At 71.2% G+C, this 12539-nt stretch carries 13 protein-coding genes; 7 read left to right on the top strand and 6 right to left on the bottom strand.

Annotated features, from left to right (window positions below):
• Positions 1–541: 541 nt before the first annotated feature.
• Positions 542–2665, top strand: a complete 2124-nt coding sequence (locus H4281_RS34105; protein WP_182894985.1) for a HelD family protein — start codon at positions 542–544, stop codon at positions 2663–2665.
• Here H4281_RS34105 and H4281_RS34100 read toward each other — a convergent pair.
• Entirely contained in the window at positions 2646–3143 is a 498-nt protein-coding gene (locus tag H4281_RS34100; RefSeq protein ID WP_182894984.1) for a hypothetical protein, read from the bottom strand. The two genes, H4281_RS34105 and H4281_RS34100, sit on opposite strands and share 20 nt — an antisense overlap.
• Before the next feature lie 289 nt (positions 3144–3432).
• Here H4281_RS34100 and H4281_RS34095 point away from each other — a divergent pair, with 289 nt between their 5' ends.
• The 3 genes from H4281_RS34095 to H4281_RS34085 are packed head-to-tail and all read left to right on the top strand — an operon-like array spanning position 3433 to position 5306.
• Positions 3433–3933, top strand: a complete 501-nt coding sequence (locus tag H4281_RS34095) for a TetR/AcrR family transcriptional regulator (RefSeq protein ID WP_182894983.1) — start codon at positions 3433–3435, stop codon at positions 3931–3933.
• Between the two features lie 15 nt (positions 3934–3948).
• A complete protein-coding gene (locus H4281_RS34090) occupies positions 3949–4299 on the top strand; it encodes a hypothetical protein (RefSeq protein WP_182894982.1) in 351 nt (116 codons plus the stop codon).
• A 2-nt stretch (positions 4300–4301) separates the two neighbouring features.
• Positions 4302–5306 carry an alpha/beta hydrolase family protein gene (locus tag H4281_RS34085; protein ID WP_182894981.1) on the top strand — a complete coding sequence of 335 codons (1005 nt, stop codon included), beginning with the start codon at positions 4302–4304 and terminating at the stop codon, positions 5304–5306.
• 325 nt (positions 5307–5631) lie between these two features.
• Here H4281_RS34085 and H4281_RS34080 read toward each other — a convergent pair whose 3' ends face one another.
• A complete protein-coding gene (locus H4281_RS34080; protein ID WP_370648177.1) occupies positions 5632–5994 on the bottom strand; it encodes a winged helix-turn-helix transcriptional regulator in 363 nt (120 codons plus the stop codon).
• Between the two features lie 93 nt (positions 5995–6087).
• Between H4281_RS34080 and H4281_RS34075 the strand changes: the two genes are divergently transcribed.
• Positions 6088–6732: an SDR family oxidoreductase gene (locus tag H4281_RS34075; RefSeq protein ID WP_182894980.1), complete on the top strand. Its 645-nt coding sequence runs from the start codon at positions 6088–6090 to the stop codon at positions 6730–6732.
• 41 nt (positions 6733–6773) lie between these two features.
• Here the strand turns inward: H4281_RS34075 and H4281_RS34070 are convergent, their stop codons facing one another.
• Positions 6774–8399 (bottom strand): carboxylesterase/lipase family protein, encoded by a 1626-nt coding sequence (locus H4281_RS34070; protein WP_182894979.1) that lies wholly within the window; start codon positions 8397–8399, stop codon positions 6774–6776.
• A gap of 515 nt (positions 8400–8914) precedes the next feature.
• Between H4281_RS34070 and H4281_RS34065 the strand changes: the two genes are divergently transcribed.
• Positions 8915–9466 carry a hypothetical protein gene (locus H4281_RS34065; RefSeq protein ID WP_182894978.1) on the top strand — a complete coding sequence of 184 codons (552 nt, stop codon included), beginning with the start codon at positions 8915–8917 and terminating at the stop codon, positions 9464–9466.
• Between the two features lie 443 nt (positions 9467–9909).
• Here the strand turns inward: H4281_RS34065 and H4281_RS34060 are convergent, their stop codons facing one another.
• Together H4281_RS34060 and H4281_RS46665 are read right to left on the bottom strand one after the other, a co-directional pair.
• A complete protein-coding gene (locus tag H4281_RS34060; protein ID WP_182894977.1) occupies positions 9910–10671 on the bottom strand; it encodes a GAF and ANTAR domain-containing protein in 762 nt (253 codons plus the stop codon).
• A gap of 70 nt (positions 10672–10741) precedes the next feature.
• Positions 10742–11491: a GAF and ANTAR domain-containing protein gene (locus tag H4281_RS46665; RefSeq protein WP_182894976.1), complete on the bottom strand. Its 750-nt coding sequence runs from the start codon at positions 11489–11491 to the stop codon at positions 10742–10744.
• 415 nt (positions 11492–11906) lie between these two features.
• On the opposite strand from H4281_RS46665, the gene H4281_RS34050 reads away from it, so the two are divergent.
• A complete protein-coding gene (locus tag H4281_RS34050) occupies positions 11907–12224 on the top strand; it encodes a dsRBD fold-containing protein (protein ID WP_182894975.1) in 318 nt (105 codons plus the stop codon).
• 44 nt (positions 12225–12268) lie between these two features.
• Here H4281_RS34050 and H4281_RS34045 read toward each other — a convergent pair.
• Positions 12269–12539, bottom strand: a 271-nt coding sequence (locus tag H4281_RS34045) for a sensor histidine kinase (protein ID WP_182894974.1), incomplete at its 5' end; no start/stop codon positions are given.

The raw sequence follows: 12539 nt of genomic DNA, 5'->3' as shown, positions 1-12539 counted from the left end.
CCAGCCGATTCCGGACGGGCGCTCCTCGGCTGCGGAATCCGACGAGATCTGCGCGATGCGTGCCGGTTGGGCGCTGCCTTCCAAGGCTGCGACGGAAATGGTTCTCGCCGCTTCCGGACCGCGCGCCGAGCCGCCCGAAAAATATTCCGGGCGGGAATGGGAAAAGCTGCTCGCCGACGCCCGGGACCGGGACGTGGCGTTCGATTACAGCGACGGGGTGCCGCCGTTGTGCGGCGTGGCCGTGCCGGCGCGGTCGGCCTCGGGCGAACTCGTCGCGGCGGTGCGTGCGCGGGCGCTGGACCAGCGGAAACGCCGTTGCCGGCGGAAGCGGTGCGGCGGGCCGCGAACCTGGCCAGCGCGAATCTCGCCCGGAGGCCCGCCTTGGGGCGGCCGGAGTTCCGGGGCCAGGCCTCGACGGCAGCGTCCGGTTCGGGCGGAAAAACCGTTCGGCTGACGCCGCCGGCAAAGACAAGACTGTTCTTTCTCCGGATCGGCGCGCACCCTCGATGCCATCGTTCACCCGACAGCGGGGAGTTCTGGGGTGCCGGCTGAAAACCAGGTCGAGCGGGAGCTTGCCCGCGAACAGGAGTACGTCACCAGCCTGTACGGCAGGCTCGACGCGTTGCGCGAGGAGGCGGCACGGGGGCGCGAAAGCGCGGATCCGGAGGTCGCGGCGCGCTGGCGAGCGGAGTCGGCCCGGCTGGCGGCTGTCGAGGACGGGCTGTGTTTCGGGCGGCTGGAGATGCGCGACGGGAGCCGGAGGTACATCGGCCGCTTGGGGTTGTTCGAGGACGGCGTGGACGAGCCGCTGCTGCTCGATTGGCGGGCGCCGGCGGCGCAGCCGTTCTACACCGCGACCATGGCGGAGGCGCTCGGGGTCCGGAGGCGGCGGCGGATCACGACCCGGGGACGGGTGGTTGCCGCGCTGGACGACGAGTTGTTCGATCCCGGTGCGGCGGACCCCGGAGTCCTCGTCGGGGAGGCGGCGTTGCTAGCCGCGCTCACGGCGGACCGGACCGGGCGGATGGGCGACATCGTCACGACGCTGCAGGCCGAACAGGACCGGATCGTGCGCGACGGGTATGCGGGAGTGCTGGTGGTGCAGGGCGGGCCGGGGACCGGGAAGACCGCGGTGGCGCTGCATCGGCTGGCATATCTGATGTACACGCGGCCGCGGTTGCGCACGCGAGGGGTTCTGGTGATCGGGCCCAGCGACATTTTTCTCGACTACATCGGGCAGGTGCTGCCCGGGTTGGGCGAACAGGCGGTGGTGACGGCGACGGTTGCCGGGTTGCGGCCGGGGGTCGAGATCAGGCGGGTGGATCCGGTCGAGGCAACCGAGGGCAAGGGGCGGGCGGAGGCGGCTGGCCGGATCGCAGCGGCGGTTTGGGGGCGGGTGGAAGTTGCCGCGGGTACGGGACAAGCGCGGTCTGCGAGGGCAGGCGGGGATCGGGCGGGCACCGCCGGAGTTGTCGCGGGCGAGAGGCGGGCGGAGGCAGCCGAGCAGGCCACGGCGGCGATCCGGCCCGAGGCGGTCGAGGTGGTGTTCGAACAGCAGGTCCTGCGGCTAGAGCCAGCCGAGTGGCGGGGCGCGATCGAGTTCGCCGTCCGCAAAGGACTGCCCTATCAGCAGGCCCGGCTGGTGTTTCAGCAGCGCATGACAGAGCTTCTCGCACAGCAGTTGGCCGACCGCCTGGAGAACGTCGTCTTCACCGAGACCGGCGAGGCCCTCGACGGCGGCACTGCGGACGGGCGGCTCAGTGCGGCGGACCTGCGCGCGCTGGAGGCGGCGGGAGTGGTGCTCGGGCCGGAACAGGACGACGGGCCGCGGCGGTTGCTGGATGAGGCTGACGTGGCTGACCTGCGTAAAGCGTTGCTCGCCGACGTCGCGGTGGGCAGGGTGCTGGACGGGTTATGGCCGTCGCTGACTGCCGAGGCGGTCGTGGCCGAGGTGTTCGGCAGCACACCGTGGAGTGCGGCGGACATTCCGTTGCTGGACGAAGCGGCCGCGGTGCTCGGCGAGTCCGCCCCGGCGTTCGGGCATGTGGTGGTCGACGAGGCGCAGGAGTTGTCGGCGATGGCGTGGCGGATGGTGCTGCGCCGCTGTCCTGGCAAGTCGATGACTGTGGTCGGCGACCTCGCCCAGACCAGCGATCCGGCCGGAGCGGCGTCGTGGGAGGAGGTGTTGCGGCCGCACGTGGCGGATCGCTGGCGGGTGGCGGAGCTGAGCGTCAATTACCGGACGCCCGCGGAGATCATGGCGGTCGCGAGCGAGTTGTCGGCCGCACCGCATCCGCGGTCGGTGCGGAAGGCTGGGGAATCGCCGTGGCGGGTGCGGAGCACGGTTGCGGAGCTGGAGCGGATCGTCCGCGGGGTTGCGGAGGAGCACAACGGCGGGCAGTTCGCGGTCATCGCGCCGCCGGGGCGTCTCGCGTCGTTGCGGGAGGAAAGCGCGATCACGGTGCTGACGCCCGCGGAGGCCAAGGGGCTGGAATTCGATTCGGTGCTGATCGTCGATCCGGCCCGGATCCTCGAGGCTCCGCGGGGGCGCAACGACCTCTACGTCGCGATGACGCGCGCGACCCGGCGGTTGGGGATCGTCCATCTTGGACCGGCACCGGACGAGCTGGCCCAGGTGAAGGAGGTCAGGTTTCGAGGTCCGTGAGCGCACGGGCCAGTCGTTTGACCATGGACCGCCCGGCGTCGACCTGGAGGCGGGCGAATTCGTAGCCAAGGACGCCTTCGCCCGCGACGCCGATCTGGCCCCGGAGCGCTTGGGCCACGCCGGAGTTCAGTTCAGGCTCCGAGACCCAGGCGAGCTGGTCCAGCGTCCACGACTGCAACGGCTTTCCGGGGGCGGCCCGGACGATGCCCCCGACGGTGAACAGGGCTACGCGGTGCGAGGTGAGCGAGAAGACGAACCGGCCGGGCGTCGAGATCGGCACTTGAGGGGCTTCGGTCTGGCCGCGGCGCGCGGCGAGCGCCATCCCGGCCGCGCCCGCGAGCCCGGCGATGCCTGCCGCGCCGGCGACCATCGTCTTGCGCACGCCTCCGGTGCGGAACGCGACCAGTGCGTCCACGACGCGCTCCCCCGGCACGAACTCTCCGGCGAGACGGCTCTCGACCTTTTCCCGCAATGTCACGATCTGCGGCCTTCCTGGCTCGTCAATACGGTCCGCTGTCGATCACGACCTGGCGGTTTCCGGAGGTTATGCGCGCCGGTACGCCGATGGTGACGGGATTTTCTCCGACAGGCCCGTGCAGCGCGCCAGGGCGCCTTTTCGTTGCGGGAAAGCGAATCGGCGGACTGGCCTCGGCGAGGTCGGCGCGGACGAGGCCGATCCCGTCCGCCGGTTCGGCGGCGACGCCTCCCGGCCTTTTAAGGAACGATTGTTCTTGACTGATCGTTCCTCAAAAGGCTACCGTCGTCGCATGGGCAGGCAACGGGCGTTCGACGAGGACGAGGTGGTGCGCGCCGCCGCGAGGTTGTTCGGCGGGCGCGCATACGACGGGGTGTCGGTCGACGACCTCGTCACCCACCTCGGCGTGCACCGCAACAGCTTGTACAAGACGTTCGGCAGCAAACGCGGCCTCTACCTGATCGCCTTGCGCCGGCACGTCGCGGACGACGTCCAGCCCTTGGCCGAAGCGCTCGCCGCGGCGAAAGACGCCGATGCCGCGCTGCGCCTGGTCGCCTCGGCCGACCTCGGCTTGCTGCTGCTCGCCGCGGTCGAACGGGCACCGTCCGACGAGGAGGTCGCCACCGAGGTCTCCGCGGCGCTGGCCTCGCTCGACCAGGCGATCGGCGACGCGCTCGGCGTCTCCCCCGCCCTGGCCGAAGCCCTCGCCGCTGCCGCACTGGGACTCCGGCTGCGCGGCAACCCCGAAGAGGCGCGCACCGCGCTGACCCGACGGCTCGATCCGCTTGACTGACAAGGAAGAACACACATGGCACTGGTCCACATCGACGGCGACGATCTCGTTGTCGTGATCGAAGGTCTCGACAAGCTCTGGGCCTTCAAGAGCAGCCTGACCATCCCGCTGGCCAATGTCCGGGGCGCGACCGCGGACCCCGGAATGGCCGCCGAGCCCAAGGGGATTCGCGCGCCGGGCGCCCACGTGCCCGGCGTGATCACGGCGGGCACGTTCCATCTCGACGGGGAAAAGGTGTTCTGGGACGTCAAGGACGCGTCGAAGGCCGTCGTCATCGAGCTCGCCGACGAGCGTTACGCCCGCTTGGTGGTCCAGGTTGACGATCCCCGCGAGACTGTCGCGCTGATCGAGAAGGGCCTGCGCTGACAATGCTCCCCCACCTCGCCGCGGCCGTGCTGTCCTTGACCAGCGTCACCGCGGCTCCCTGCCTTGTGCCCGCCGCCGACCGCGAAATCGTCTTCACCGCCGAGGGCGCCTCGACCTACGGCACCCTGCACGTTCCCGCGCACCGCGCCGGGCAACGGCTGCCCGCGGCCCTGCTGCTGCCCGGAAGCGGCCCCACCGATCGCGACGGCAACCAGCCGCACGCGTCGCCGAACACCCTGACGCACGTCGCCGCCGCACTGGGCGAAGACCGGGTCGTCACGCTGCGGTTCGACAAGTACGGCACCGGCCGCACCGGGCTCGGCGCCTATCAGGACCACCCGGAGAGACTCGACTACCCGGCGTTCGTCCGTCAGGCGAGAGCCGCCTACGCGTCGTTGCGCGACCAGCCGGAGACAGACCGGCACGCGCTGACAGTCGTCGGGCACAGCGAGGGTGCGCTGACCGCCCTGCTGCTCGGCGCCGAAGTGCGGCCGCGCGGCCTGGCCCTGCTGCAACCCCAGGCGATCCGCCTGCTGGACCTGGTCGCGCTGCAACTGCATGCCCAGATCGCCGAGGCGGCCCGGCAAGGCCAGCTGACCCCGGAACAGCAGCGGGCGATCGACACGGCGATCGACGCCGCCGTCGCCGCCCTGCGCGAACACCGGCCGGTCGACGCCGCCGGACTGCCGCCCGCCGTCGCGCATCTCTTCGCCGGTTTTCAAGGACCGAACAGCCGATTCGTGGACAGCGACGACGCCGTGTACCCGCCGGACGCCGCCGCGGCGCTGCGGCCGGGGACCCGGGTGCTGCTGACCTGCGGCACGAACGACGCTCAAGTCCCCTGCGCGACAACGGATGCCCTGACTGCCGCACTGCGGCGCGCGCAGGCCGGCGGACCGGGCCGGGTGCGGCTTCCCGGGGTGGATCACCTGCTGCACGACGCCGGCCACCCGGACACTCCGGCCCCGGCGGTGCTCGACGCGCTGCACCGGTTCGCGGGACGTTGAGCCGACCGGCCGCGGCGGGCCGGCGTTCGACAGCGCCAGTCCTCGCGCTGGGTCAATGCCGAGAAATACGGCGATCACGGCGTGGTCGTGATCGAACCGGGCGAGCAGTTCCGCGGCGGCGGAGACGGCGTGGCGGGTGCGCGTGGAGACGAGCTTGGCCGAGCCCCGGTGTCGCTCCGGCAAGGTGGCGAATGAGGCGGGCGACGAGAGTCCGGGCCGCCGCCCAGCGCAGGAGCACCGGGGCGCCGGACGGTTCGGACGCCGCGCGCGGCATCGGCCGGAGCGGTCCGGAGCACCTGGGTACGGCCTAGCCCCAAGCGCGGAATCAGTTCTGCCGGGCGGCCTGGGCGCGTTCACGGGCTTCGAGGATTTCCGGGACGTGGCTTTCGGCCCATTCGCGGACGGCGCGCAACGGCACCAGCAGCGAGCGGCCGAGGTCGGTGAGCCCGTACTCGACGCGCGGCGGCTGTTCCGCGTACTCGACGCGGGCGAGCAGGCCGTCCTCCTCCATCGCGCGGAGCGTTTCAGTCAGCACCTTCGGGGTGACGCCCTGGATCCGGTCCACCAGCGCGGTGAAGCGCATCGGCCCGTCCTCCAGCGCGTTGACCACGAAGACCGTCCACCGCGCCCCGATCCGGTGCAGCACCACCCGGGACGGGCAACGGGCGGACATGACGTTGTAGCCCACGGCGATTCCTCCGGTTCCGGTTACGTTGAAGTACCTGGTTACTTTTCCATAGCCTACTTCGGCCACGGCGAACCGACGGAACGGAGAAGGACCATGGACAACCGGCTGGCCGGACAAACGGTGCTGGTGCTGGGCGGACGGCATCTGGGCACGGCGATCGCCGAGGCCGCGACCGCGGCGGGCGCGAAGGTGCACGTCGCGTCCCATCGGCCCGGCGGGCTGCGCATCGACCTGCGCGACGAGGCGACCATCGCGGCCGCGGCGGCCGAGCTCGGACCGGTCGATCACGTCGTCAACACAGCGGCGGCGCCCCACGCGGCGCCGATCCGCGAACTCGACCGGGACAAGACCGTCGACGCCTTCGCGGCCAAGGTCATCGGCCCCTTGCTGCTCGCGAAGCACTTCACGATCCGCCGGTCGCTGCTGCTGTTCTCCGGGCAGGTCGGCTGGCGTCCGGCCCGCGGAAGCGTGGTGACGGGCGTGACCAACGGAGCGGCCGCCTTCGCCGCGCGACATCTCGCCGCCGAACTCGCGCCGGTCCGGGTCAACGCGTTGTCGCCGGGGATCATCGACTCCGGTGTCTGGGACGGCAAGCCGGAGGTCCTCGCGAACGCCGCGAAGCGAACCCTCGTCGGCCGTGCCGGCGCCGTCGCCGACGTGACCGACACGGTGCTGTGGATGCTGCGAGCCGAGTTCCTGACCGGCGAAACCATCCATCTGGAAGGCGGCAGGCCCTGAAACCGGTGCCGGCAGGAGAAAACCCTGCCGGCACCGGCACGTCACCGATGCTGCGCGAACGGAGCCAACGGGTTCCAGAGCCCATCGCACCGGTGCTGACGCGGGATCTCAGTGGTGAGCTGGCTGTCCCCCGCCGCGTTGAGGGACATGACGACCGGGTTGCGCTCGGTGAAGGGATCCCACTGCGGAGTGCCGTCCACGGTGGGGTTCCCGGTGCGCGCGAAGCCGGTCCACTGCGCCACCAGCTGGTCGGAGAGCACCTTCTGGTTGGGGTTGAGCTGGACTCCCGGCGGCGGCGTCAGCAGCATCCCCTCGGAGACGTGGTAGGCGCCGTTCGGTTTGGCCGGATCGAGGAAGAACGCGGGCGGCACGTCGGTGTCGTCCATTTCGTAGGCGTAAACCGGAATATGCCGGGAGAGCCGCTCGTCGTTCAGCAGCGCGGGGCAGACCGAGTTGGAGTCGGCCACGACGGTCCGGTAGGCGAGGAACGGCGCCGGGTTCGGGAATCGCTTCAGCGGATAGCTTTCGCTGACTTCCTTCGCGTGTTCGCCGTATTGCTGCGCCACCATTTTCCGGTAGTCCTCCGGGGTCGAGGCGGACGGCAGCTGGACCTCGTCGCGAGCCACGCCGTGCATCAGCGCGACCTTGTTGACCCGCCCCTTGGCGAATGCCTCGCCCGGCGACATCGGCAGCGTGGTCCCGTTCACGATCGGCGCGATCGTGCCGCTGTCCGGTTTCATCCCGTTGCCCGCCTGCTTCAGCAGCGTCGCCACGGGCACCTTGCGCAAGCACGCCCCGGCGTCCGACTCGCATCCCAGCGCTTTGGCGAACCGCGCGCCTGCCTGCTGGGCCTGCTCCTCGTCGGGCAGATCAGCCTTGCAGTCCTGCGCCTGCCACTGGATGTCGTTGCCCAGCAACGAGTTGTACTCGCCGTTCTGGGAAATGCCGCGCTGGAACAATCCCGCCGCGGTCGGCGAAGCGGTGTGGTCGCAGACGCTGGAACCGCCCGCGGACGCCCCGTAGATCGTGACGTTGTGCGGGTCTCCGCCGAACTTCGCGATGTTGCGCTGCACCCAGCGCAGCGCGGCCTGCTGGTCCTGCAGCCCGTAGTCGCCCGCGTGCTCGCCGTACGCCGAGTGCGCCAGGAAGCCGAAAATCCCGAGCCGGTAGTTGACCTCGACGCTGATCACGTGGCCCTCGGTCACGAGCCTGCCGGCGTTCTGCGCTTGCAGTATCAGGAATCCGCCGCCGTGCAGTTGCACCATGACCGGAAGCTTCTTAGACCCGGGATTGGCGGGCACGCGGACGTTCAGGTTCAGGCAGTCCTCGGTCTCCGATCCCGGGCCGAGACCGGCCAGTTGCGGGCACGCGTTGCCGGGCGCGGTCGCGGCGAACGGCTTCGTCCACTTCGCGGGCCGCCGCGGCGGGGCCCAGCGCAGATCGCCGACCGGCGGCGCGCCGAACCGGATCCCTTCCCACGAACGGACGTCCGGACCGGCGATCCCGCACACCGGGCCGTCGTCGGTGGTCACCGTCGTGTCCGGCGAGCACGCCGGCGGCGGCGCGGCCGCGGCCCGGCCGCCTGCCATCGACGCCGAACCGGCCAGCGAGGTCGCCACCAGCGCGACCGCCGCCAGCGCGACGCCTGCCTTCCCGTCAAGTCTCATCCGTCCTCCTTCGCTCCCGCCTCGCCGGGAGAGCCGGACGGACAGGCGCGGGACACGACGAGCGGCATCCACGCACCGGCCAGGCGGCCTGCCGGCATGGGCTCGACATCACCGATGGCCGTTTTCCCGGCCACCGCCACGAGAACGGCACGGACCGCGCGTTCCCGCCTGACTCCAGTCTGGGCTCGGCGGGACAAGGCACAACCTCCGTTCGGTCGCGCGGGAACTGTCAAATTCCCGGGCAGAATGGTCTTTGTCAGGGATCCGGATTCGGCCCGCCGGACAGAAGGCGGCGGCGCGGCGCGGGACTGCCCGGCGAATGCGGTGAATTCTTCGCGGGATCGGGAACGGAATCCGCGGAAAAATGCGGACGGAACGCGACGGCCGCCGGTGTTCTGTCCGATTCGGGCCTCCGGTCCTTCGAGCCGCTCTCCTCCGGCCCTGCCGGACGGGAACGGCGCGTACCTACCGTGGGCAGCACCTCGAAGACAAAGCCCGACCAACCGGGGTGTGCCGTGTCCGCTCGCGTCGAATGGCGTCTGCTCTGCAGCTGCGTGTTCCTGCTGTGCGCACTCAGCCCGGCGCTGCCCGTGCGACTGTTCGCCTTGGTGCTGGCGCTCGCGGCCGGAGCGGTTTCCGTGTGCGCGATCCGTCCCGGCAGCCTTTTCCGCAAACCGCAGCTGCGGCGAAGGCTGCTCGCCGCCGCCGCGGCCGGATTGCTGGGCATGCTCCTCGGCTGGCTCCTGCACGCGGGCGGGCTGGTCGCGGCTGCGGCCGGTGTCCTGATCGTGGTGCTGGCGATCAGCTGGACCGCGCGGTTCTCCGGGCAGCGCAGAGCTCTCGCCCGAAGCGGGCCGGGGTCAGCAGGATTGCCCGCCCGGCAAGCACCGCAACGGGTGTTCGCGGTCGCGGTTCCACTTCAGCGCCGCGTCGAGCTGCCTGCCGGAAAGCCGGGCGTGGCGGGCGAGTTCGGGCAGCGACGCCCGCCGCGCGGCCCGGCTCGCCTGGCACAGCAGGCCGAACCACCACTGCTCGTCGACCCAGTCGCGCCGGGCCTTCTCGACTAGCAGGGCCATGTGCTCGTCGCCGCACGCGTAGACGAGCCGCTGGCCGTGGCCGGCGGAATCGGCGGGATCGACGCGCGAGGAATCCGGGACGAGCGCGGTCTGCAGTTTCCCCGGCGGGATCTGCTCGCCGCAGCGATCGCACGTTCTCCTGCGCCGGGTATGGAAAACCGCTTCGGGGGACGTAAGCGACATCAGGCACTCCGGACGGTCGGCACGGGTTCCGTGTCGCAGATGTCAGAAAGCCGGGGGCCGGGGCACGCGGCATCTGCATTTGCCCGGAAGGCGTCCCTCCCGGGAAATCCCACAGTAACGGCGGCCCGGCGACCTTGCCAAGACGTCCTTCCGGGCAGTCCGCACGTCCCGCACCGCCGGGCGGTGCACGGAGCGGGGCCGTTACGGTCATTCCGGGTGGTTTCCCGGCTGCGGCGGGTGACGCCCGGCGCTCAGCTCGCGCCGCCGATCACCTGCTCCGGGCTCAGCGCGCTGCGCACGACCGCCTCGGCCACCTCGCTGAGCCGTGCGTTGTGCGCGCGGCTGTAGGCACGCAGCCGCTCGAACGCTACGTCCATTTCCAGCCCGCCGGCATGGGCCAGCACGCCCTTCGCCTGTTCGATGACGACCCGGCTGTTCAGCGCGTGCTGCAACTGCTCGGTCAGCAGCTCCCCGCGCCGGATCGCGCGTTCCTGGAGGATCCCGATAGTCGCGATGTCCGCCAGCGCCCTAGCCACGCTCAGCGCGGACCCGCCCACCGGGCTCTGCCCCTGCCGCCCGAACAGGTTCAGCGTGCCGATCACCTGCCTGCGCAACCGCAGCGGAAGCGCTTGCACCGAGCGGAATCCCGCCGCGGCCGCCTGCCGCGCGAACAGCGGCCATTGCCCGGAATCCGCGGCGATGTCCTCGATGTTCACCGATTCGCCGCTGCGGTAGGCGTCCAGGCACGGACCCTGCTCGGTCTGCAGCTGCAGCAGTTCCAGCATCCGGGTGCCCTCGTCCGACGACGCGACGACCTCCAGGCCGCCGCGCTGGTCGGCGAGCAGCAGCCCGGCAGCCGAGGCGCCGAGCAGTGTGACGCAGTATTTCGCGAGGCGGTGCAGCATGTCCGCCACGTCGTACTCGTCGACCAGCGTGTCGGCCATGTCCACGAACGCGCGCAACAGCTCGTTCTCGTTCGATGACCTGACCGCGCCGGCGAACCCGTCGCTCATCGGTCTCTCTCCCTCCCATTGGCGGGGTTCCTGCGTTCCGCCCGTGCGGAACCCGGCCGTCCGACAGCTTTCATGCCTCGATCTCCCTCGGGTGCAGCCGCCGGGCGACGAGGTCGCGCGCGACCTCGTCCAGCAGTCTCCCTCGGGCATACGCGTACGCCCGCAGCCGGGCAAGTGCCTGTTCCGCGGGAATCCCGAATTCCGCGATCACGATCCCGGTGGCCTGGTGCACCGCGGCCCGGTCCCGGACCAGCCTGCTGACGACGTTGTCGTCGGGCTCTTCTTCGACGCCCGCCGTCACCACGGTCAGCAACGCGCTGGCCACGAGGTCGGTCCCGTGCAGGATCGTCGCCAGCTCGTCCTCGGAAAGCCAGCCGGGCGCGCGCCGGTAGGTGTCCACCGAGCCGAGCTTGACCGCGCCGCGCCGCAGCGGAAACGCGAATATGCCGCCGATCCCGGCCATCCCGGCCTCGGTGGCGAACACCGGCCACGACGCGGGAAGGTTCCGCGACAGGTCCGGCGCCAGCACCGGCCGCCCGGTCTCGAACGCCTCGAAGGACGGGCCCTCGCCCAGGCTGAACTGCAGCGCGTCCAGCCGTTCGACCACCGGGTCGCTGGCCAGCACGAGCGTGCGCTGCGCGCCCTCGACGACCAGCGAAACCGCGGCTCCGTCGACGGGCATCAGCCCGATGATCCCTCGGCACAACGCCGCGAGCGGCACGGCGGCGTCGCGGCCCTCGCGCAGCGCGGCCAGCAGTTGGGAAAGCAAGGGCGACACCGCCTCAGCGAAATCCCCGACACCCGTCACTGCTCGTCCCACCCGCCTTCCCGAATCCGGAACCCAGCCGAGTTCCGCAGCAGCGTCGGACGGCTTTTCCACTTTACCTCCGACCCGGCCCGCCGCCGAAACCGCCTCGCCGGGCCAACCGGTTTCCCGCCGCGCCCGGCATCGTCCGCAATGGACAGTCGGGAAACTGGCCCTCCGCCAGGAATCCGGTGGTCCACAGTGGACTGCCAAGGGCTCCGGTCCGGCCGCGCGGAAACGGACGTCCGCCGGAGCGCCGGTGACCTCCGGCCCTAGCGCCGCCCGCGCACGGCGCCGCACGATCGGCCCGAGCGTCCGAACAGAAAGAAGCGGCTGGTACCCGCGACGGAATACGAAGGCGCGCAGAGGACTTCCGGCCCTTTTCCTCGCCCGGCCGGGCCTGCGACGGTGAACCCGGAACGGAGCTGACATGACCGAGACCCCGCAGCAGTGGACCCTGGCCGTCGCGTTCGACCGGACCGTGCACTACACCCGCGCCCGGGCCGTGCTGCGGACCGGCGACGGCGACGAATTCTCCGGCGTGGGCCTCGCGCACAGCGCGGCCGAGGGCCGCGGGCTCACGCACGTGGCCGGTTATCTCGCCGCAGGACGGGCGTTGTGCGACCTTTCGCAGGAATTGCTGGAGGCGGTCGTCATCGACGTCGACGCCGAAATGAACCAGCTCAGCGCGACGGTGCCCGCGAGCCGGACCGCCGCGGACCATCATCCGGACGCGCTGCGGGCCTGAACTTCCCGCTGGGCACATTTTCGCGCCAGCCTGCCGTCCCCGGATCAGCTCAGCGGCGCCGACCAGTCCAGCCGCACCCCGCCGCCCGGGCGCGTCCCGAGCGTGAACTCGCCTCCCACCGACTCCGCTCGTTCCCGCAGATTCCCCAGCCCGCTGGGCGAAACCCCCTCGGGCAGCCCGGTCCCGTCGTCGGTCACCGAAATCCGCACCACCTCGTCCCGGACCGCGACGGAAACCGAAAGCGCCGACGCTCCGGCGTGCCGGACGGCGTTGCTCACTGCTTCCCGCACCACGGCTTCCACGTGCTCGGCCAGC

It is taken from the genome of Amycolatopsis dendrobii (assembly GCF_014145675.1).
Lineage (GTDB): Bacteria > Actinomycetota > Actinomycetes > Mycobacteriales > Pseudonocardiaceae > Amycolatopsis > Amycolatopsis dendrobii.
The sequence above is the reverse complement of the archived record's forward strand: the minus strand, read 5'-3'. Positions and strand labels throughout refer to the sequence as shown.